The sequence below is a fragment of the Streptomyces sp. NPDC026206 genome (genome assembly GCF_040638465.1).
In the GTDB taxonomy this organism is placed as follows: Bacteria; Actinomycetota; Actinomycetes; order Streptomycetales; family Streptomycetaceae; genus Streptomyces.
Map to the genome: position 1 here is coordinate 58,951 of NZ_JBEZYL010000010.1, position 20,438 is coordinate 79,388.

20 protein-coding genes are annotated in these 20,438 nt (G+C 74.0%); 9 read left to right on the top strand and 11 right to left on the bottom strand.

The window, feature by feature from the left end:
• Window positions 1–8 precede the first annotated feature (8 nt).
• Complete coding sequence (gene panD, locus AB0F13_RS16530) at window positions 9–425, top strand: aspartate 1-decarboxylase (RefSeq protein ID WP_362081741.1); 417 nt, start codon at window positions 9–11, stop codon at window positions 423–425.
• 29 nt (window positions 426–454) lie between these two features.
• On the opposite strand, the gene AB0F13_RS16535 is transcribed toward panD, so the two are convergent.
• Complete coding sequence (locus tag AB0F13_RS16535; RefSeq protein ID WP_362081744.1) at window positions 455–1,189, bottom strand: alpha/beta hydrolase; 735 nt, start codon at window positions 1,187–1,189, stop codon at window positions 455–457.
• A 63-nt stretch (window positions 1,190–1,252) separates the two neighbouring features.
• Window positions 1,253–1,711 (bottom strand): helix-turn-helix domain-containing protein, encoded by a 459-nt coding sequence (locus AB0F13_RS16540; RefSeq protein WP_362081747.1) that lies wholly within the window; start codon window positions 1,709–1,711, stop codon window positions 1,253–1,255.
• A gap of 428 nt (window positions 1,712–2,139) precedes the next feature.
• Here AB0F13_RS16540 and AB0F13_RS16545 point away from each other — a divergent pair, with 428 nt between their 5' ends.
• Both AB0F13_RS16545 and AB0F13_RS16550 read left to right on the top strand, forming a co-directional pair.
• Window positions 2,140–2,937 (top strand): streptomycin biosynthesis protein, encoded by a 798-nt coding sequence (locus AB0F13_RS16545; RefSeq protein WP_362081750.1) that lies wholly within the window; start codon window positions 2,140–2,142, stop codon window positions 2,935–2,937.
• 92 nt (window positions 2,938–3,029) lie between these two features.
• Window positions 3,030–3,893, top strand: a complete 864-nt coding sequence (locus AB0F13_RS16550; protein ID WP_362081753.1) for a BTAD domain-containing putative transcriptional regulator — start codon at window positions 3,030–3,032, stop codon at window positions 3,891–3,893.
• Window positions 3,894–3,909: 16 nt separating this feature from the next.
• Here AB0F13_RS16550 and AB0F13_RS16555 read toward each other — a convergent pair whose 3' ends face one another.
• The gene (locus AB0F13_RS16555) at window positions 3,910–4,809 is read right to left on the bottom strand and encodes a ribokinase (protein WP_362081756.1); all 900 of its coding nucleotides are present in this window, start codon (window positions 4,807–4,809) and stop codon (window positions 3,910–3,912) included.
• A 424-nt stretch (window positions 4,810–5,233) separates the two neighbouring features.
• Between AB0F13_RS16555 and AB0F13_RS16560 the strand changes: the two genes are divergently transcribed.
• Window positions 5,234–6,022, top strand: coding sequence for a sigma-70 family RNA polymerase sigma factor (locus AB0F13_RS16560; RefSeq protein ID WP_362081759.1), 789 nt, complete (start codon window positions 5,234–5,236; stop codon window positions 6,020–6,022).
• 18 nt (window positions 6,023–6,040) lie between these two features.
• Window positions 6,041–6,271: a DUF5133 domain-containing protein gene (locus AB0F13_RS16565; protein WP_362081762.1), complete on the top strand. Its 231-nt coding sequence runs from the start codon at window positions 6,041–6,043 to the stop codon at window positions 6,269–6,271.
• 46 nt (window positions 6,272–6,317) lie between these two features.
• Here the strand turns inward: AB0F13_RS16565 and AB0F13_RS16570 are convergent, their stop codons facing one another.
• Both AB0F13_RS16570 and AB0F13_RS16575 read right to left on the bottom strand, forming a co-directional pair.
• Window positions 6,318–6,503 (bottom strand): hypothetical protein, encoded by a 186-nt coding sequence (locus tag AB0F13_RS16570; RefSeq protein WP_362081765.1) that lies wholly within the window; start codon window positions 6,501–6,503, stop codon window positions 6,318–6,320.
• A gap of 95 nt (window positions 6,504–6,598) precedes the next feature.
• Window positions 6,599–6,838, bottom strand: coding sequence for a chaplin (locus AB0F13_RS16575; protein WP_362081768.1), 240 nt, complete (start codon window positions 6,836–6,838; stop codon window positions 6,599–6,601).
• Between the two features lie 344 nt (window positions 6,839–7,182).
• Between AB0F13_RS16575 and AB0F13_RS16580 the strand changes: the two genes are divergently transcribed.
• The gene (locus AB0F13_RS16580) at window positions 7,183–8,664 is read left to right on the top strand and encodes an SDR family NAD(P)-dependent oxidoreductase (protein WP_362081771.1); all 1,482 of its coding nucleotides are present in this window, start codon (window positions 7,183–7,185) and stop codon (window positions 8,662–8,664) included.
• A gap of 124 nt (window positions 8,665–8,788) precedes the next feature.
• On the opposite strand, the gene alaS is transcribed toward AB0F13_RS16580, so the two are convergent.
• Complete coding sequence (gene alaS, locus AB0F13_RS16585; RefSeq protein WP_362081774.1) at window positions 8,789–11,437, bottom strand: alanine--tRNA ligase; 2,649 nt, start codon at window positions 11,435–11,437, stop codon at window positions 8,789–8,791.
• Between the two features lie 20 nt (window positions 11,438–11,457).
• Entirely contained in the window at window positions 11,458–12,504 is a 1,047-nt protein-coding gene (tsaD, locus tag AB0F13_RS16590) for a tRNA (adenosine(37)-N6)-threonylcarbamoyltransferase complex transferase subunit TsaD (protein ID WP_362082095.1), read from the bottom strand.
• Window positions 12,505–12,646: 142 nt separating this feature from the next.
• On the opposite strand from tsaD, the gene cbiE reads away from it, so the two are divergent.
• Together cbiE and cobM are read left to right on the top strand one after the other, a co-directional pair.
• On the top strand, window positions 12,647–13,942 hold the full coding sequence (gene cbiE / locus AB0F13_RS16595; RefSeq protein WP_362081777.1) for a precorrin-6y C5,15-methyltransferase (decarboxylating) subunit CbiE: 1,296 nt from the start codon (window positions 12,647–12,649) through the stop codon (window positions 13,940–13,942).
• Window positions 13,939–14,688: a precorrin-4 C(11)-methyltransferase gene (gene cobM, locus AB0F13_RS16600; protein ID WP_362081780.1), complete on the top strand. Its 750-nt coding sequence runs from the start codon at window positions 13,939–13,941 to the stop codon at window positions 14,686–14,688. Before cbiE ends, cobM begins: the two co-directional genes overlap by 4 nt.
• 26 nt (window positions 14,689–14,714) lie before the next feature.
• Here cobM and AB0F13_RS16605 read toward each other — a convergent pair whose 3' ends face one another.
• Window positions 14,715–15,857, bottom strand: coding sequence for a cobalt-precorrin-5B (C(1))-methyltransferase (locus tag AB0F13_RS16605; RefSeq protein ID WP_362081783.1), 1,143 nt, complete (start codon window positions 15,855–15,857; stop codon window positions 14,715–14,717).
• A gap of 56 nt (window positions 15,858–15,913) precedes the next feature.
• On the opposite strand from AB0F13_RS16605, the gene AB0F13_RS16610 reads away from it, so the two are divergent.
• Window positions 15,914–16,687, top strand: coding sequence for a cobalt-precorrin-6A reductase (locus AB0F13_RS16610; protein WP_362081786.1), 774 nt, complete (start codon window positions 15,914–15,916; stop codon window positions 16,685–16,687).
• Window positions 16,688–16,736: 49 nt separating this feature from the next.
• Here AB0F13_RS16610 and AB0F13_RS16615 read toward each other — a convergent pair whose 3' ends face one another.
• The 3 genes from AB0F13_RS16615 to AB0F13_RS16625 are packed head-to-tail and all read right to left on the bottom strand — an operon-like array spanning window position 16,737 to window position 20,373.
• Window positions 16,737–18,257, bottom strand: coding sequence for a precorrin-2 C(20)-methyltransferase (locus AB0F13_RS16615; RefSeq protein WP_362081789.1), 1,521 nt, complete (start codon window positions 18,255–18,257; stop codon window positions 16,737–16,739).
• On the bottom strand, window positions 18,254–18,907 hold the full coding sequence (locus tag AB0F13_RS16620; RefSeq protein ID WP_362081792.1) for a precorrin-8X methylmutase: 654 nt from the start codon (window positions 18,905–18,907) through the stop codon (window positions 18,254–18,256). The genes AB0F13_RS16615 and AB0F13_RS16620 overlap by 4 nt, the downstream gene beginning before the upstream one ends.
• Window positions 18,904–20,373 carry a cobalamin biosynthesis protein CobG gene (locus AB0F13_RS16625; RefSeq protein ID WP_362081794.1) on the bottom strand — a complete coding sequence of 490 codons (1,470 nt, stop codon included), beginning with the start codon at window positions 20,371–20,373 and terminating at the stop codon, window positions 18,904–18,906. Before AB0F13_RS16625 ends, AB0F13_RS16620 begins: the two co-directional genes overlap by 4 nt.
• Window positions 20,374–20,438: the final 65 nt, after the last annotated feature.

Genomic DNA, 20,438 nt, shown 5'->3' on the forward strand with positions numbered 1-20,438 from the left:
ACCGGACCATGTACCGCACCATGATGAAGTCCAAGATCCATCGCGCCACCGTGACCCAGGCGGACCTGCACTACGTGGGATCGCTGACCGTCGACGCCGACCTGATGGAAGCCGCCGACCTGCTGCCCGGCGAGAAGGTCGACATCGTCGACATCAACAACGGCGCCCGGCTGTCGACCTACGTCATCGAGGGCCCGCGCGGCACCGGCGTGATCGGCATCAACGGCGCCGCCGCGCGCCTGATCAGCCCCGGTGACCTGGTCATCATCATCGCCTACGGCTCCATGGACGACGCCGAGGCCCGCACCTTCGAGCCCCGTGTGGTCTTCGTCGACGAGCACAACGCCGTCGCCGACCTCGGCAGCGACCCCGCCGCCGTCCCCGAGGGGTCCGGGCTCTCGCGCGGGGACCTCGTAGCGGGCTGACGCCCGCCGGACACCGTCGGACGCCCGCCTCAGGCCGCCGGGATCCCGGCGGCCCGGGCGATCGTCCGGGCCGTCAGCTTCGCGGCCGCCCGGACGAGCTCGTCCTCACTCGCCCGGCAGCGGCCCAGCGCCGGGTCGTACTCCATGCCGATCGCACCCGCGTGGTTCGCCCGCACCTCCTCCAGCCGGGCCGGCCAGCGGTGTGCGGCGAGGGCGTTCAGCAACTCACGTGAATGCGCGGTGCCCATCAGCTCGTCCGCCGTGCCGTGCACCAGGCGGACCGGGACCGGCGGCGGGCCGGCCACGCCGCCGCTCGCCAGGTCGTCCAGCGGGGAAGTGCCCGTCGTGCGCGCCGGGCGGTCGTAGCGCGAGGCGATGCCCACGACCGCCGCCGGGCGCCAGCCGTCCGCCACCTCCGGGCGGAGTGCCACGCCCATCGCCGCCGAGGCGCCCGCCGACCAGCCGGCCAGGACCATGCGCCCGGCGTCGCCGCCCAGCGCGGCCGCGTGCGTACGGGCGTACTCCAGCGAGGCCAGCAGATGGGCCCGGCCACCGTCCGGGGCGTCGGAGCGCCAGTCGGGGGCGAGGACGAGCGCGCCCAGCGCGGCGACCGCCCGCGCGAGCGGTCGCAGGACGTCCCGCTCGTCCGGGCCGATGCCGTGCCAGAGCAGCACCGTCGGCAGCGGCGCCGGTGCGGGGGCCGTGCCGGGCCGGTGGATGTCGATGCACTTGCCGTTGGGCGCGGTGACGAGCTCGCACGTCACGTCGGGGCGTGGTGGCACGGCGGCCTTTCCGGGTCGGGGCACGGCTGACCGGCCGTCCCGGGGTCAGGACTGGCTGTCGGGCGGGGTGGCCGGGGCGGCCCGGCTGGTGGGCAGGCCCTCCAACTCGCGTACCCGCTCGATGACTTCGTTGATCGAATGCAGGCTCGCGGCGGAGAGGCCGGCCGCGCGCAGCGCCACCCGCTGCACCTGTGTGTCCCGCAGGGCCACCATCAGGCCGAGGTCGGCGTTGACCGCCGCCGTCACCTGGTCGTCGAAGAAATACGCCGGAGGTACGCCGAAGAACTTGGCCAGCGCTTCCAGATGCCGCAGCGTCGGATTGTCGCGCTGCCCCTTGCGCAGGAGCCAGATGTAGCTACCGGAGATCGACACGCCTCCGGCGGTGATCGCACGCGCCACCTCTTCCGTGGTGTACGGCTCCCGGCCTGCCGGGATCACCGTCCGGAACAGGTGATTGAGCTTGTCGGCCAGCGTGTGCTCGGCCGTGGCGTCGGGGTTGTCCATGATCGCACCTCCCTCCCGGCGGTCAATCTAGCTTACGGGTGAATGCAGGAGTCCATGTCCTCGCACATGGAATGTGGTTGACAGAGTGTGTGCTCGCTGCCTAGCGTCCTGGGTGTCGGCGGATCGACTGGTGTTGGATCGCTCGCCAGAGCGGTCAATTACCAGTTGGTGGAGACGGGGGTTCAGGACGCCCGCCTCCACCGGTACGGGGGACCGCCGTGCTCGGAGGTTCTTCTTGGGGGGATGTCGTGACGGTTCCGGAGCCCGAACAGCAACGGACCGCTGTGCTTCCTCTCTCAGCCCTCCTGCCCTCGGACTCCCCGAGGCTGGAGGGCGAAGACCCTCTCCACGTCCAGGCCCTGGCGCGGCTGGACGTACCACTGCCGCCCATCGTCGTACACCTCGCCACTTTGAGGGTCGTCGATGGCATGCACCGGCTGCGAGCCGCTCGTCTACGGGGGGATGAGCGGATCGCAGTCCGGTTCTTCGACGGCAGCGCGGAGGACGCCTTCGTGCACGCGGTCAGGGTCAACACCCGGCACGGTCTGCCGCTCACCCCGGCGGACCGTTCGGCCGCCGCCGAGCGCATCATCCGCAGCCATCCACACTGGTCGGACCGGCTGATCGCCTCCGCGACCGGCCTGGCCGCAAGTACCGTCGCCGTCCTGCGAAGACGGACCACGGGCCAGGCCCCGCAGGTGACGGCCCGGACCGGCCGCGACGGCCGGGTCCGGCCCCTGAACGCGGCGGAGGGCCGCCGCCGGGCCGGCGCGCTCATCGCCGCCAAACCCCAGGCCAGCCTGCGCGAGATCGCCGACGGAGCCGGGATCGCCGTGGGCACCGCACGGGACGTACGGCTGCGCCTGCGGCAGGGACAGGACCCGGTGCCGAAGAAGCTGCGCGACGCCGAGAGCCGCCTGCGGGAAGCCGGGACGTGCGCACGTCCCGACGCCCCGCGCCCGGCCACCGGCACCGGACCGGCGGTGAGCGAGGTGAGCGCCGAACCGCCCCTGCTCAAGCTCCGCAAGGACCCCTCCCTCCGCTTCACCGAGGACGGCCGCGTCCTGCTGCACCTGCTGAGCGCCCACATCATGGGCGGCGACAGGTGGCACCGGCTGCTCGAAGCCGTGCCCGCGCACCGCCGCATGATGGTGGCCGAGGCGGCCCGGCACTGCGGCGAGTCGTGGCTGCGCTTCGCCACCGAGCTCGAACGACGGGCCGTATGACGGCCCGCCGGTTGGTACGGACAGTCCGCGAGCAGATGGCCTCGCGGGCGATCGACGCTGTGCGGCGTCCGCCGCGGATACGGGGGCAGGCCATGACAGCCGCGACAGCTGCGAGCACCACCGGCGTCGGCGCGGGGGCGATCGCCTTCACGCTCCTCGGCCCGGTGTCGGCGTCGGTCGGCGGGGAACACGTCACCATCGACGGCCGCCGCCAGCGCGTCGTCCTCTCTCTCCTCGTCCTGGCACGGGGCCGGATCGTCCCCCTCGACACCCTGGCCGACGCCGTGTGGGGCGACCGGCCGCCGCTCTCCGCCCGGACCCAGATCGTCCTGTGCGTCAGGGCCCTGCGGAAGGCCTTCCGGGCGGCCGGGCACACCGGCCACGTCATCGTCACCGCACACCAGGGATACCGGCTGCGCGCCGAACGCGCCGACGTCGACGTGCGTACCTTCGACGCCCTGGTCACCGCCGCCGACGAGGCCGCCGGAGAGGGCGAACCGGCCGAAGCGGGCACGCTGTACAAGCGCGCGCTGGACCTGTGGAGCGGCCCCGCCCTGCAGGGCGTGGGCGGCCGGGTCACCGAGGAGGAGGCCGCCCGGCTGGAGGAGCGGCGGCTGGCCGCGTACGAGGCCCTGCTCGGCATCGGCGAGACCCAGCTGGCCACGGGCTTCTTCGACGAGGCGGAAGGCACCCTGCTCGACGCCCTCGGCATCGCCGAACGCACGGGAGACCCGCTCCTGGTCGCCGAGGCGAACCTGGTGCTCGGCCGGTTCTGCCGGATGCTGCGCCGCACCGTGCGCGCCGGGCAGTACCTCGCGGTGGCCCACCGGGCGTTCCGCGCGACCGGCTCGGAACAGGGCCAGGCGCAGGTATCGGTGGAGATGGCGATGCTCGCGGAGTGCGTCGCGGCGTCGGGCCCGCCGCTCGATGCGATCCCGCGTCAGCTGTCGCGCTGAGCGGTTCCCCCACGGGTCACGCCAGCTCCTCCCGCGTCGGATACGACGGCTGCGCGCCCGCCTTGGTCACCGCCGCGGCACCCACGCGAACGGCGAACCGGGTCGCCTCGGCCAGGGAGGCGCCACGCGCCAGCCGCGACGCCAGCGCACCGGTGAAGGCGTCCCCGGCACCGGTCGTGTCCACGACCTCGACCTCCACACCGGGCACGGGCACCGGATCGGCCGCCCCCGCCTCCAGCGCCACCGCGCCACGGCCGCCCAGGGTCACCACGACCGAACGCGCGCCCCGGTCCCGCAAGGCTCCCGCCCACTCGGCGGGGGTGCCAGCCGTGAGCCCCGACAGCTGCCGCGCCTCGTGTTCATTGACGACGAGGGGGTCGGCCGCCGCCCACAGCTCCGCGTCGAGGGTGTCCGGCACCGGTGAGGGGTTGAGCACGACCCGGGTGCCCGTCTCCCCGGCGACCGCGACCGCCGCCCGTACCGTCTCCCGCTCCACCTCCAGCTGCAGCGAGACCACTGCCGAAGCGGCGACCGTCTCGCGTGCCGCCGTCACGTCGCCGGGCGAGAGGTGGGCGTTGGCGCCGGGGGAGACCACGATCGTGTTGTCGCCGTCCGGCCCCACGACGATCATCGCCGTTCCCGTCCGGGCCCCCTTCTCCACCAGCACGTGCCGCAGCTCCGTGCCCGCCGCGCGCTGGGCTTCCAGCAGCAGCCGTCCGAACGCGTCGTCACCGACGCGGGCGAGCAGGGCCGTACGGGCACCCAGACGGGCCGCCGCCGCGGCCTGGTTGGCGCCCTTGCCACCGGCCGACTCCACCAGATCCGTGCCCAGGACGGTCTCGCCCGGCCCCGGTCGCCGGCCCACCCGTACCGTCAGGTCCGCATTGGCCGAGCCGATCACCAGTACGTCATACATGCGCGTCACCCATCACAATCCGCCGCGTCGGCCCCGGTCACCGGGACGACCGGCACCTTCACCTGCTTCGGCAGCCTCTCACCCCGGACGCCTTGAGCGCCCGGCCCACCGCCTGCCTGCCCAGCAGCCCCCGTCGAGGCGTTTCATCTGTGACGCCCGTCACGCATTGCTGTGCACGTCAGACCCGCTTTCGCTCTGTGTGACCGGCCAGGCGCTCCGAGTCGCGGGAATTCCGGTGCCGGGTCATGCTGGGACGACCGTGGCCGGCCCCGGCCGGCCCGGCCCCGCGGCACCGGCCCGACCGTGCGCGGGGCGCGCGGGCGGACACACCCCGCACGGTGCTCCGGCCGGCAGGCATCCGGCACTCCTTGACGTCCAGGCGTCCCGACGTCCTTGACGCACGAGCGAGGGGACAGCTGTGACCATGGCTGAGACGACACCTTGCCCCCGCGGGCGCGACACCGGCTCGCCCGACACCATCGGACTCTTCCTGCGCCTGGCCGCGCTCCCCGCCGGCCCGGAACGGGACCGGTTGCGGCAGGAGGTGATCGCCGCCTGGCTGCCCATGGCCGAGCGCGTCAGCGTGCGTTTCCGCAAGTGCGGCGAGAGCCCGGCGGACCTGCGGCAGGTGGCCGCGCTGGCCCTCGTCCACGCCGTCGACCGCTTCGATCCGCGGCTCGGCTGCGCATTCGAGTCCTTCGCCATCCCCACCATCACCGGCGAGCTCAAGCGGCATGTACGTGACCATGTGTGGTCCCTCCACATTCCGCGCAGGGACCAGGAGTTGCGGGCCGCGGTCCGCGCCGCGCGCACCCGGCTGGAGCAGTGCGGCACAGGCGGACGCGTCACCACGGCCCAGCTGGCCGCCGAGACCGGGTTGTCCGAGGAGGAGGTGCGGCGCGGCCTGCACGCCGACGGCGTGCACCACACCCTGTCCCTCGACCACCCGGTCGCCGGCACCGACGACCTGCCGCTCGCCGAGACGCTCGGCCTCACCGACCACGCGCTGGACCTGGTGGTCGACCGGCAGTCCCTCAAGCCGCTGCTGGACGCGCTGCCCGAACGCGAGAGATACGTCCTGTACTGGCGCTTCTTCGGCAACCTCACCCAGCAGCAGATCGGGGCGCGCCTGGGCGTCTCCCAGATGCAGATCTCCCGCATCCTCAGCCGCACCTGCGCGCGGCTGCGCCGGCAGCTGCTCGCGGCCGCCTGACCACCGAAGGAGTGCCCCATGCTGATGGCCCACCCCGGGGTGCTGCGTGATCTCCTCAGTCGTTACGACACGCTGCTGACCCTCGCGCGCGAGCGGGCCGGGTGCCCCCGCGTCCACCGCAGGCTGCAGGACACCGTCTACACCCTGTGCGTCACCACGGGCACCCGTGACATCGACGCCGCGCTGCGGGCCGCCCGGTCGCGCCTGGCGCATCCCCACGGGGCGGCGGTCCGGGCCGCCGCCGTCTGATTCCTCGTTCCGTCCCCACGATGGAGGGCAGGCGCACACCATGACGTCACAGCACTCGCATCTGACCCCCGACCTGCCGCCACTCGTCGAGGTGCCCGATCTTCCCGGTGCCCAGCGCGCCCAGCGTGCCCGGCGCCCCCGGCGGTCCGACGGTGCCGACACCGTCGAGTCCGGGCCGGGATCGCCGTCCGCGCGCGGCAGTGGCGCCCATCGGGAAGTCGATGGGCGCCACGAGCGCGCAGAGGAGGGTTCCGGCGGCTGACTGTGACCCTCCCCCCGCGCGGTGCGCGCGGTCCGGCTGTGACGCGCGCGCTCTTGGGGGTGGGCTCAGTCGTTGATGCAGACGTTGCCGAAGGTCGGGTTCAGCAGAGCGATGATGTCAATCGTGTTGCCGCAGAAGTTGATTGGGATGTGCAGCGGTACCTGAATGACGTTGCCGGAGATGATGCCGGGGGAGCTCACGGCCGCACCCTGCGCGCCTGAGTCGGCCGAGGCGATACCGGCGGCGCCGGAAACCACGGTACCGACGGCGGCGGTCAGGACGGCTGCCTTGGCGATACGCGACATGGCTAAACCTTTCTAAGGGGTGTTGAGAGGCAATTGTGACCGGCAGTTCAGGATGAGTTGGGTCAATATAGGGCACGTGGCGCATAATTAACCCAGAAAGGCCAATAAGTCCTATGTAATGCCCGGGCTTTGAGGGAGGCGTTCCGGTGGTTCCCGGCGGCCTCGAAGCCGCCCCGCGGCGCCGCCGCGAGAGGGCGCCGCGCCCGCGAGGGGGCGCCGCGCACGGCCGCCCGGCGCGCGTCCCGCTCCGGCGCCCCCGGGATCGGGTTTGGCGCTGCCGCACTGCTCTACGTACAGTTTCCTGGAACCCTTATCGAACAAACGGACTGGAAACGACAGCGGCCATGACCGTCACTGATGAAATCCACGACGGTGCAGGCCACCAGTCGGACCACCCCGGCATAGCCCCCGAGCGCCTGGCGACCTGCCTGAGCGTCCTCGAAGAGCTGGACGAGCTGCCGGTCGACCACCCGGACGCGATCATGGTCCGCCGTGCCACGGCCGGGATCTACCGGACGGTCAAGCAGCGCCGTCGCCAGGAGCGGCGCGCCGCCAAGACCGCCCACGACAGGGGCGTCACCGAGGCCACGGCCACCGGCGCCGCCGACCGCATCGACGACGAGACGGCGGGCATCCTGCTGGCGGCCACGGCCTCCACCCAGATCGTCGGCATCCTCGAGCGCCCCCGGTCCTGCTACATCTGCAAGTCCCGGTACACCGAGGTCGACGCCTTCTACCACCAGCTGTGCCAGCCCTGCGCCGCGGACAGCCGTGCCCGCCGGGACGCCCGTACGGACCTGACCGGGCGGCGCGCGCTGCTCACCGGCGGCCGCGCGAAGATCGGCATGTACATCGCGCTGCGGCTGCTGCGCGACGGCGCGCACACCACGATCACCACGCGCTTCCCCAACGACGCCATCCGCCGCTTCAAGGCGATGGAGGACAGCGCGGACTGGCTGCACCGGCTCAAGATCGTCGGCATCGACCTGCGTGACCCGGCGCAGGTCGTCGCCCTGGCCGACTCCGTCAGCGCCGAAGGCCCGCTCGACATCATCATCAACAACGCGGCCCAGACCGTCCGCCGTACCCCCGCCGCCTACCGCGAGCTCATAGCCGCCGAGGCGGCCCCGCTGCCCGCCGGAGAACTGCCCGCCTCGGAGGTCTTCGGCGCCTTCGGCAGCGGCGCGCAGGCCGCCCTGCCCGCCCCCTCCTCCGGCGCGCACGACGCGCTGACCCCGCAGGCCCTCACCGAGCTCGCCCTCACGTCGGGCTCGGCCTCCCTCGCCCGTGTGGAGGCCGGCACCGCCATCGACGCGGGCGGGCTCGTGCCCGACCTGGACGCCACCAACAGCTGGATCCAGACGGTCAGCGAGGTCGACCCCGTCGAGCTGCTCGAAGTGCAGCTGTGCAATGTGACGGCGCCGTTCGTGCTGGTCAGCCGGTTGCGCCCGGCGATGGCCGCGTCCTCGGCCCGCCGGAAGTACGTGGTGAACGTCTCGGCCATGGAAGGCGTCTTCAGCCGCGGCTACAAGGGTGCGGGCCACCCGCACACCAACATGGCCAAGGCCGCCCTGAACATGCTCACGCGCACCAGCGCGCAGGAGATGTTCGACACCGACGGCATCCTCATGACCAGCGTCGACACCGGCTGGATCACGGACGAGCGGCCGCACCCGGACAAGGTCCGGCTGGCCGCCGCGGGCTTCCACGCGCCGCTCGACCTGGTCGACGGTGCGGCGCGGGTCTACGACCCGATCGTCCGTGGTGAGGCCGGCGACGACGTCTACGGGTGCTTCCTGAAGGATTACCGCAGGTCGGACTGGTAGGGGGTGGGGGTTCTTCCCCTACCCGCCGGACGGGCTGGATCATTGCCGACAGCAGGATCAAGCCCGTCCGGGGGCACCTCCCAGCGGTAGCCGGGGGAGATCGAGGACACCGCGCGCAGCGCGGTCAGGGCTCGGCCGGCAGCCCCCGGACGGAGTCCAGCGTCGCCTGCAGCGCGTCCGCCGCGAGTCCGCCACCCTGGGCGACCTCCGCGGTGCCGCCCCCGCGGCCGCCCAGGAGGGACTTCACCAGGGCCGAGGCCGACAGACCTGCGGCGGTCGCCGCGCGGTTGAGGGCGATCGTCAGGACCGCCTTGCCGCCGTCGGTACGTGCGCCGATCGCCGCCACGCCCGGCCGGGCGTCCGGCAGGCGGTCGCGGACGGCGAGGGCCAAGGAGCGCGCGTCGCCGTCCGTGGTCGCCGTGACCACGAGCGTGCCTCCCACGTCGGCCGCCGAACCCGCGAGCTCCGCCGCGCGGTCCAGTGCCGCCCGCCGCCGCAAATCCTGCGCGCGCTGGTCCGCCGCCTTCAGCCGGTCGAGCAGCACCGCGACCCGCTCGGGCAGCTGCGCGCGCGGCGCCTGCAGCTGTTCCGCCAGCCGCGAGACCAGGTCGCGCTCGCGGGCGAGGTAGCCGAAGCCCTCGAAGCCGACCGCGGCCTCCAGGCGCCGCATGCCCGCCCCCACCGACGACTCGGCCGTCAGGGCGAGCACCCCGATCTGCGAGGCATGCTCGACGTGCGTGCCGCCGCACAGCTCGCGCGACCAGGCGCCGCCGATCTCGACGACCCGCACCTGCTCGCCGTAGGTCTCGCCGAAGAGCGCCAGCGCGCCGATCTCCTTGGCCTCGGGCAGGGGCATCCACCGGACGTCCACCGGGAGGTCCCGGCGCAACGCCCGGTTCGCGGCCTCCTCGACCTCGCCCCGCGCGGCCGGCCCGAGCGCGCCCCGCCAGGGGAAGTCCAGGCGCAGGTAGCCGGGCCGGTTGTACGAACCGGCCTGCAGCGCGGTCGGCCCGAGCACCTGCCGCAGCGCCGCGTGCAGCACGTGCGTACCGGAGTGCGCCTGCCTGGCCCCCAGCCGCCACTCCGGATCGACGGCGGCCCGCACGGCGTCGCCCACCGCCAGCTCGCCGGCGCCCACCCGCACCTGATGGACCACCAGCCCCGGCAGCGGCCGCTGCACGTCCAGCACCTCGGCCTCCACCGACGCACCGGTCAGGGCGCCCGCGTCGCTGTCCTGGCCACCGGACTCGGCGTAGAAGGGCGTCCGGTCCAGCACCGCGGTGGCGATCTCCCCGGCCCGTACCGACCGCAGCGGACCGGCCGGCCCCAGCAGCGCCAGTACCTTCGAGTCCGTCAACAGCGTGTCGTAGGCCCGCCAGTCGGTGGGCCCGTGGGCGTCCAGCACCGCCCGCAGCAGCGAAGTGTCCGTCGTGCCGCCCGACTTACGCGCCCGGGCGTCCGCGCGGGCGCGCTCGCGCTGCTCGGCCATCAGGGCGGTGAAGCCCTCACGGTCGACCTCGATGCCCTGTTCCCCGGCCATCTCCAGCGTCAGGTCGATGGGGAAGCCGTACGTGTCGTGCAGCACGAATGCCTGCTTGCCCGGCAGCAGGTGCCCGCCGCCCGCCCTGACCTCGGCGACCGCCGTGTCCAGCACGGTCGTGCCCTGGCGCAGGGTGGAACGGAAGGCGTCCTCCTCCGCGTAGGCCTGCTGCGCGATGCGGCCGAACTCCGCGGCCACCTCCGGGTAGCTGTGCGCCATGCAGTCGCGGGCGGCCGGCAGCAACTCGGGCAGCGCCGGGTCCTGGTACCCCAGCAGCCGCACCGATCGCACGGCCCGGCGCAGGATGCGGCGCAGCACATAGCCGCGGCCCTCGTTGCCGGGCGCGGTGCCATCGGCGAGCAGCATCAATGCGGTCCGCACGTGGTCGGCGACGACCCGCAGCCGCACATCGGCCCCCGCGTCGGCCCCGTAACGCACTCCGGTCAGCCCGGCGGCCCGGTCGAGGACGGGCCGGGTCTCGTCGATCTCATACAGATTGCCGACACCCTGCAGCAGCGTGGCCATGCGCTCCAGGCCCATCCCGGTGTCGATGTTGCGCCGCGGCAGCTCCCCCAGAATCGGATAGCCGGACTTCCCGGCGCCCTCGCCCCGTTCGTACTGCATGAAGACGAGGTTCCAGAATTCCATGTACCGGTCCTCGTCCACGGCCGGGCCGCCCGCGCGGCCGAGGGCGGGACCCCGGTCGTAGTACAGCTCCGAGCATGGGCCGCAGGGACCGGGGACGCCCATGGACCAGAAGTTGTCCTCGTCGCCCCGGCGCACGATGCGCTCCGCGGGCAGCCCGGCGACGCGCCGCCACAGCTCGGCGGCTTCGTCGTCGGAGTGGTGGACGGTGGCCCAGATGCGATCGGGGTCCAGCCCGTACCCGCCTTCCGCGACGGGCGCGGTGGACAGCTCCCAGGCGTAGGAGACCGCCTCCTCCTTGAAGTAGTCCCCGAACGAGAAGTTCCCGTTCATCTGGAAGAACGACCCGTGCCGCGTGGTCCGGCCGACCTCCTCGATGTCCAGCGTCCGCACACACTTCTGCACGCTGGTCGCGCGCGGCCACGGCGGCTGCGCCTCACCCGTCAGGTACGGCTTGAAGGGGACCATGCCCGCGTTGACGAACAGCAGCGTCGGGTCGGGCGTCGGCAGCGGCGCGCTGGGGACCACGGTGTGGCCGCGGGCGGCGAAGAAGTCGAGGAAGCGGCTGCGGATGTCGGCGGTACGCACAAGGGCCTCCGGGATTCGGGTCAGGCGGCGCGAGCGGTGGGATGGAGGGCCGCGTACTCCAGGGGGGCGGACGGATCAATGGACACGTCGAGCGGCGCGGGCTCGGCCCCGGCCCGTACCAGCAGGTCGCCGACGGCGGCGATCATCGCGCCGTTGTCGGTGCACAGCCGCAGGGGCGGCACGCGCAACTCGATGCCCGCAGCATCGCAGCGCTCCTGGGCCAGCGCCCGCACCCGCGAGTTGGCGGCCACGCCGCCGACGACCACCAGGGTGCCCACACCATGCTGCACGCACGCGCCCACGGCCTTGCGGGTGAGCACGTCCGCGACCGCCTCCTGCAGTGAGGCCGCACCGTCCGCGACGGGCAGTGGCCGCCCGGCCACCCGGTGCTGCTCGGCCCAGCGGGCGGCGGCCGTCTTCAGCCCGGAGAAGGAGAACGCGTACCGCTCGTCGCGCGGACCGGTCAGCGGCCGCGGGAACGCCACCGCGCGCGGGTCCCCCTGCCTCGCCGCCCGGTCGATGGCCGGGCCGCCGGGATAGGGCAGCCCGAAGACGCGGGCGACCTTGTCGAAGCACTCACCGGCCGCGTCGTCGAGCGTGTCGCCGAGATGGACGATCGGATCACGGGCGAGGTCCCGCACGAGCAGCAGCGAGGTGTGCCCGCCGGAGACGATCAGCACCATGCAGGGGTCGGGCAGCGGCCCGTGCTCCAGGGTGTCGGCGGCGACATGCCCGGCCAGGTGGTGCACCCCGTACAGCGGCACGCCCAGCGAGTACGCGAGCCCCTTGGCCGCCGAGACGCCGACCTGCAGGGCACCGGACAGGCCGGGGCCGGTCGTCACGGCGACCGCGCCGATGTCATCCATGGCCAGGCCGGCGTCCGCCAGCGCGGCCCGGACGACCGGGGTGGCGGCGTGCACGTGCGCCCGCGCCGCGATCTCCGGCACGACGCCACCGTAGCGTGCGTGCTCGTCCATGCTCGACGCCACCGCGTGACCCAGCAGCTTCCCGTCCCGGACCAGACCGGCGCCGGTCTCGTCGCAGGACGACTCGATACCCAGCACCACCGGTGAACGCCTCACGAGCGCGCCTCCTGCCTCTATTAGGTAATTGCACATCTTATGCAACAAGGTCCCGGCCGTGGTGCGGTCACCGCAGGTCAGTAGAGTTCCCGTGCCCCTTGATCGCAGCCCGACCCCGAGGTACGCCGTGAGCCATGCCCCCGTGACGGTCGTCGGTATCGGCGCCGACGGCTGGTCCGGCCTCGCCCCCGGTTCCCGGGAGGCACTGCGCCGCGCCGAGGTGCTCATCGGCGGCCCCCGCCAACTCGACCTGCTGCCCGGGGACTGCACCGGCGAACGCGTCGCCTGGCCCTCCCCGCTGCGCCCCGCCGTCCCGGGCCTGCTCGCCGCGCACGCCGGCCGGCGTGTGTGCGTACTGGCCAGCGGCGACCCCATGTTCTTCGGCATCGGCCGCACCCTCGCCGGGATCCTCGGCGCCGAGCGGCTGCGGGTGCTGCCGCACCCCTCGTCCGTCTCCTACGCGTGCGCCCGGCTGGGCTGGCCGCTGGAGGCGACCGAGGTGATCAGCGTCGTCGGCCGCCCGCCGGCCGCGCTCTCCGCCGCGCTGCACGACGGCCGCCGCCTGCTGGTGCTCAGCTCCGGCGCGGAGACGCCCGCCGCCGTCGCGGCGCTGCTGCGCGAGCGCGGCTACGGCCCGAGCCGGATGACCGTACTGGAACAGCTGGGCGCCGAGCGCGAGCGCCGCGTGGAGGGCGCCGCACAGGACTGGCCTCACCTGCCCGGCGACCCGCTCAACGTCATAGCCGTGGAGTGCCGACGCGACCCCTCCGCGCTCCGCCTCCCTCTGACCCCTGGCCTCCCGGACGAAGCCTTCGCACACGACGGCCAGCTGACCAAGCGCCACGTACGGGCCGCGACACTCGCCGCCCTCGCCCCCGCGCCGGGCGAGCTGCTGTGGGACGTGGGCGGAGGATCGGGCTCCATCGGCATCGAATGGATGCGCTCGCACCCCTCCTGCCGGGCCGTCGCCGTCGAGCGCGACCCCGTACGCGCCGAGCGCATCACCCGCAATGCCGACGCCCTCGGTGTCCCCACCCTGCGCGTCGTCACCGGCCCCGCGCCCTCGGCCCTTACCGACCTGCCCACCCCCGACGCCGTGTTCATCGGCGGCGGCCTGACCGCCCCCGGTCTGCTCACCACCTGCTGGGAGGCGTTGCCCCCGGGCGGCCGACTGGTGGCCAACACCGTCACCCTCGAATCCGAGGCGCTGCTCACCGACTGGTACCGGCGGCACGGCGGCGAACTGACCCGCCTGGCGGTGGCGCACGCCGTGCCGGTCGGCGGCTTCACGGGCTGGCGCCAGGCCATGCCGGTGACGCAGTGGGCGGTGACCAGGCGGCCGGGGCCGCAGCAGCCGCCCCGGCCCCGCCCCACGACGCACCCCACCGCACACACCCACCCGCACCAGGAGGCCCACCCATGACCGTGTACTTCATCGGCGCAGGCCCGGGCGCCGCCGACCTCATCACGGTGCGCGGCGCGCGGACCCTGGCCCGGTGCGGCGTCTGCCTCTACGCCGGCAGCCTCGTCCCCCGCGAACTCCTGGCCGAGTGCCCGCCGGACGCCCGCCTGGTCGACACCGCCCGGATGGACCTGGACGGGATCACCGCCGAATTCGTACGGGCCCACGAAGCCGGCCAGGACGTCGCCCGGCTGCACTCCGGCGACCCCGCCGTCTTCAGCGCCGTGGCCGAGCAGATGCGCCGCCTGGACGCGGCGGGCATCCCCTACGAGATCGTCCCCGGAGTCCCGGCCTTCGCCGCGGCCGCCGCGGCCCTCGGCCGCGAACTGACCGTGCCCACCGTCGGCCAGACCGTCATCCTCACCCGCATCGCCCAGCAGGCCACCCCCATGCCGCCCGGCGAGGACCTCGCCACCCTCGGCCGCAGCGGCGCCCTCCTCGTCCTGCACCTGGCCGCCCGCTACGCCGACCGCGTCGTCACGGAACTGCTCCCGCACTACGGGCCCGACTGCCCGGCCGCCGTCGTCGCCATGGCCAGCCGCCCCGACGAACTCGTCCTGCGCGGCACCCTCGCCGACATCGCCGACCGGATGAGGGCCGCCGGCGTGGTCCGCACGGCGGTCATCATCGTCGGCCGCACGCTGGCTGCCGAGCAGTTCCCCGACAGCTACCTGTACTCCACGGACCGCGAACGCTGCGGGAACTGACTCGCCCGTCAAAAGATGCGTAGCGCTCACGGATCTCGCGGCCCTCGTGGCTCCGCACGCCCCACGATGATCCCCGCGCGGTCGATGCAGAGGACGTCGACCGCGACGGGCGCCCCCCGCAGCACCGCCAGCGCCTCGTCGCGGGCGGTGCGGGCGACGAGGTCGCCGAGCGGGACGCCGGCGGCCTCGCACAGGCGCAGAGCCTCCAGCCCGGTGTTCGCGGTGGCGACCGCGGAGGCCAGCGAGGCGTCGCCACCGCCCCGGCGGGCCAGCTCCGCGAGGAACTCCTTGTTCACCTGGGAGCGCGCCGAGTGCAGGTCGAGGTGGCCGGCGGCCAGCTTCGAGAGCTTGGCGAAGCCGCCGGCGACGGTCAGCCGGTCCACCGGGTGCCGGCGGATGTACTTGAGCACCGCCCCCGCGAAGTCGCCCATGTCCAGCAGGGCGTCCTCGGGCAGTCCGTGCACGGCCACCGCGACCTTCTCGGACGTCGAGCCCGTACAGCCCGCCACGTGCGTACGACCCGCCGCGCGGGCCACATCCACGCCGCGCCGGATGCTGTCGATCCAGGCCGAGCAGGAATAGGGGACGACGATGCCGGTGGTGCCCAGGATGGAGATGCCACCCAGGATGCCCAGCCGCGGGTTCCACGTGGAGCGGGCGATCTCCTCGCCGTGATCGACGGAGACCTCGATCTCGACGTCGCCCGTACCGCGGTGCCGGGCGGCGACCTCGGCGATGTGGTCGCGCATCATCTGGCGGGGCACGGGATTGATCGCCGGCTCGCCGACCGCCAGCGGCAGCCCCGGCCGGGTGACCGTTCCCACGCCGGGACCGGCGCGGAACACCACACCGGAACCGGGCGGCAGGAGCCGTACCGTGGCCCGGATCAGCGCGCCGTGAGTGACGTCCGGGTCGTCGCCCGCGTCCTTGACTATTCCGGCCATGGCCTCCCGGCCGCCCTCGCACATCTCCTCGGCGGCGAGGGCGAAGGCGGGCGTCTGGCCCTTGGGCAGGGTGATCGGCACCGGGTCGGGGAACTCCCCGGTGAGCAGGGCGGTGTACGCCGCCGTGGCGGCGGCGGTGGCGCAGGCGCCCGTGGTCCAGCCATGGCGGAGCCCGGTGTGCTGCAGCTGGGCGGTGCGCCCGCCGGCGGCCTCGACGTCAGTCACGGGGATCTCCGACCGTAGGCTTGGCCGACCGGGCAACGACGGAAGGGCGATACGTCATGAGCGGCGCCGGGCGCCACATCCTGATCCTCGGCGGCACGACCGAGGCCCGGCGGCTCGCCGCCGAGCTGGCCGCCGACCCCGCGCTGCGCGTCACCAGCTCGCTCGCGGGACGCGTCGCCGAGCCGCGGCTGCTCCCGGGGCAGGTACGGATCGGAGGGTTCGGGGGGCCCGAGGGCCTGGCCCGCTGGCTGCGCGAGCAGCAGGTGGACGCACTCATCGACGCCACCCATCCTTTCGCCGGCACGATCAGTTTCAACGCGGCACAGGCGGCCGCCGACGTCCATGTTCCCCTGCTGGCCGTCCGCCGCCCCGGCTGGGTCGCGACGGAGGGCGACCACTGGCACGATGTCGCCTCGCTGGAGGGAGCCGCGGAGGCCCTGCCCGCGCTGGGGGAGCGCGCCTTCCTGACCACGGGCCGGATGGGCCTGGCCGCCTTCGCGCACCTTGAGCACATGTGGTTCCTCGTCCGCTCCGTGGACGCGCCCGAACCTCCCATGCCGCCCCGCATGGAGACCCTGCTGGACCGCGGCCCGTTCACGGTCGAGGGCGAACGGGAACTCCTGCGCCGCCACGCCGTCGACGTCCTGGTGACGAAGGACAGCGGCGCGGCGGCGACGGCGGCGAAGCTTGTCGCTGCCCGCGAGGCGGGGGTGCCGGTGCTGGTGGTCCGGCGCCCGCCGGTCCCGCAGGGGGTGCCGGAGGTGGCCGGACCGGCGGAGGCGGTGGAGTGGGTACGGAGGTTGTTTCCCCGGTCCCGCCCCTTCCCGTAACCGGGGCCCCGCCGGACCCCGGTCCTCAATCGCCGGAGGGCTGACCTTGTCAGCCCTCCGGATACCGCCTCGGCGTCCAGACGATCTCCTCGGCGCCGTCCTTGCCCCGCCGTACCGCGCGGGTCTGCGTCGAGCCCACGATCAGGAGAGTGCGCATGTCGACGTCCGCAGGGTCGAGTTGGCCGAGGCGGACGATCCGTACGCTCTCCTGCGGGCCGCCCACGTCGCGGGCCAGGACCACCGGGGTGTCCGGGGTGCGGTATTCCAGCAGGAGGTCGCGTGCCTTGCCGACCTGCCAGATGCGGCTGCGGGAGCCGGGGTTGTAGAGGGCGAGGACCAGGTCCGCGGCGGCCGCGGAGCGCAGGCGCTCGGCGATGACCTCCCACGGCTTGAGGCGGTCGGAGAGGGAGACGACCGCGTAGTCGTGGCCGAGGGGCGCGCCGGCCCGGGAGGCGGCGGCGTGCGCGGCCGTCATGCCGGGGACCACGCGGACAGGAATCTCGCGGTACGGGTCGTCGGAGGCGACCTCCAGGACGGCGGTGGCCATCGCGAAGACGCCCGGGTCGCCGGAGGAGACGACGGCGACCCGCCGCCCCTGCCGGGCGAGGTCCAGCGCGAACTCGGCGCGTTCGGACTCGACCTTGTTGTCGGACGCGTGCCGGCGCTGGCCCGGCCGTACCGGCACCCGGTCCACGTAGGTGCTGTAGCCCACCACGTCCTGCGCGGCCGCCAGCTCGCCCCGCGCCTCGGGCGTCAGCCACAGCGGGCCCGCCGGGCCGAGGCCCACGACGACGACCTCGCCCCGGTGCGCGACGGGAGGAGCGCCGACGCGGCTCGGCAGCACCGCCACCGAGAAGTACGGCACCGACTCCGGGTCCACGTCCGCGACCCGGCCCGTGCGCTCGCCGCTCATCGTCGCGCGCTCGACGTAACGGGCCTCCGCCAGCCGGCCCGCCCGCTCCAGTGCGCCCCGCACCGCCGGGAACGTACGGCCGAGCTTCATCACCACGGCAGAGTCGGTCGAGGCCAGGCGCGCGGCCAGCTCCTCCTCGGGCAGCGTGCCCGGCAGGATCGTCAGCACCTCCTCGCCCTCCACCAGCGGCTCGCCCAGCCGGGCCGCCGCCGCGCTGAACGAGGTGACCCCGGGGACCACCTCCGTCGGATAGCGGTCGGCGAGCCGCTTGTGCATGTGCATGTACGAGCTGTAGAAGAGCGGGTCGCCCTCGGCGAGCACGGCCACCGTGCGCCCGGCGTCCAGGTGCGCGGCGAGCCGGGCCGCGGCCTCCTCGTAGAACTCCTCCATCGCGCCCCGGTACCCGCCGGGGTGGTCCGTGGTCTCCGTCGTGACCGGGTAGACCAGCTGCTCCTCGATGTGGCCGGGGCGCAGGTGGCGTTCGGCGATGGAGCGCGCGATGCTGCGGCCGTGCCGGGCGCTGTGGTAGGCGACGACGTCGGCCGAGGTGATGACCTCGACGGCGCGTACGGTCATCAGCGACGGGTCGCCGGGGCCGAGCCCCACCCCGTACAACCGGCCCGTCGGGCGCTCCGTCGTCAAAGGCTGCTCGCTCACTCTTCCTCGCTCGCTATCGCGTTGATCGCGGCCGCGGCCATCGCGCTGCCGCCGCGCCGGCCCCGCACCACCAGGTACTCCAGCCCCAGCGGGCTGTCCGCCAGCGCATCCTTCGACTCGGCGGCGCCGATGAAGCCCACCGGGATCCCGATGACCGCGGCCGGGCGTGGCGCCCCCTCGGCCACCATCTCCAGCAGACGGAACAGCGCGGTGGGCGCGTTGCCGACCGCCACCACCGCGCCGTCCAGCTTCTCGCGCCACAGCTCCAGCGCGGCCGCGCTGCGGGTGGTGCCCATGCGGGCGGCCAGCTCGGGGACCGCAGGGTCGGCGAGGGTGCACAGCACCTCGTTGCCGGCGGGCAGCCGCTTGCGGGTGACGCCGCTGGCGACCATGTTCGCGTCGCACAGGACCGGCGCCCCGGCGCGCAGCGCCTCACGCGCCCGGGCCACGACCTGCGGGGAGTAGGCCAGGTCCGGTACGAGATCGGTCATCCCGCAGGCGTGGATCATGCGTACCGCGACCTGACCGACGTCCGGCGGCAGTCCGCCGAGGTCGGCCTCGGCGCGGATGGTGGCGAAGGACTGGCGGTAGATGGACGCGCCGTCCTTTTCGTAGTCGAACACTGTGCTTTCGTCGCCTTCGTCGTTCATGTCGTGCGGGGTGTTGTCGCTGTCGTGCGTGCCTTCGCCACCGTGCCGGCGAGTTGTTCCGCTGTCACCGTTCGTACCGTCTCGTCCTGTGCCCCGTTCCGTACCGTGACCCGGTAGCCGTCGCCGGTCGCCAGCACGTCCACCCACCGGCCGCCCGCCGGGTGTCCGCAGCGCCGTTCGCACCCGGACCAGTACACCGGCAGCTGACCGGTGCCGCCAGGGCGCACCCCGGTGAGGCAGGCGGCCGCATCGGCCCGTACGTCCGCCAGCGACTTCGCGCAGCCGGGGCGGCCCGTGCAGGCGCCCGCGTGGTGCCAGGCGGACCCGGGTGACGTGACCAGGCCCGCGTCCGCGAGCGCCGCGAGGCGGTCCGCGGCCGAGCGGGCGGTCAGGCCCGGGACGACGATGCCGCGCCAGGGTGTCACACGCAGTTCGCCGTCGCCGTCCCGGTCGGCGGTACGGGCCAGGAGCCGCCACTGGCCGGTGGTGAGCCGCCCCAGGGGGGCGGCCACCGACAGGGCCCAGCGGCCGTCGTTGCCGTGGACCGGGCCCAGGGGCGGCGGGGTGCCGACAGGCGGCGCGGCCGGGTGCACGAGCGTGCAGGCGATGCCGGCGGCAGCCAGCCGCTCGGCCAACCGGCCGGGGCCCGGCCGCTGTCCGGGGGCCAGGTCGCGCACGCGCCAGGCCCTGCTGCCGCTCTCGCGCCGCGCCGCGAGGAACTCCCGTGCGGCCAGCAGGGCCGCGTGCGGTGCGTCGGCGGCGGCGATGCGCAGCGCGCCCTCCGCGCTGTCGGTGCCGAAGCACAGCAGGGCGTTGCGCCCGTCCTCGCCTGCGATCAATGTCACATCGGGGCCGAGGGCCACGATGTCGCCGCGTCCGTCGTCGAGACCGAAGAGAAATCTGCCCGACAAACCCGACAAGTCGGCTGTGCTGTCGCTGCGATGGCCGTCGAGGGGGGTGGCGTCTCCGCCCGCGCCGCCGCCCTCGTCATCGCTGTCGGCGCACAGAAGCGCGTCCAGAGCTCGCGCCCAGGCCTGGACGTCGCCGCGCGCGCCTCCCGCCGTACGCGCGCCCCCCGCGTCCCCGGGCTGCCGCCCGTCCAGTCCGCACAGCGGGGACGCCACCACGTTGCGCGCCCGTTCGTACCGGTCCGACGGCAGCAGCCCCGCCGCGCGCAACCGCCCGCCCAACTCGCCGCCGCAGCCTTCCGGGAGGCCGCGGATCTGCAGATTGCCGCGCGAGGTGATGTCGAGATTCCCGTCCCCGAGCCCGTCGGCGATGTCCGCCAGGACCATGGCCTGACGTGCTGTCAGCAACCCGGCCGGCACCCGGATGCGGGCCAGCGCCCCGTCGTCGGCGGCGTGCAGCCGCAGCGCACCGGGGCACGCGTCGACGCGGTCGCGCACGGTCGCGCCGGTTCGGCACGTCTCGTCCCGGTCCGCGGGAGATGTGGGGGGCACAGGCATGGCGGCGAGCATACCGACGCTCACGCCCGGTGCACCGTCCCGTACCGGATCACCAGCGCTTACTA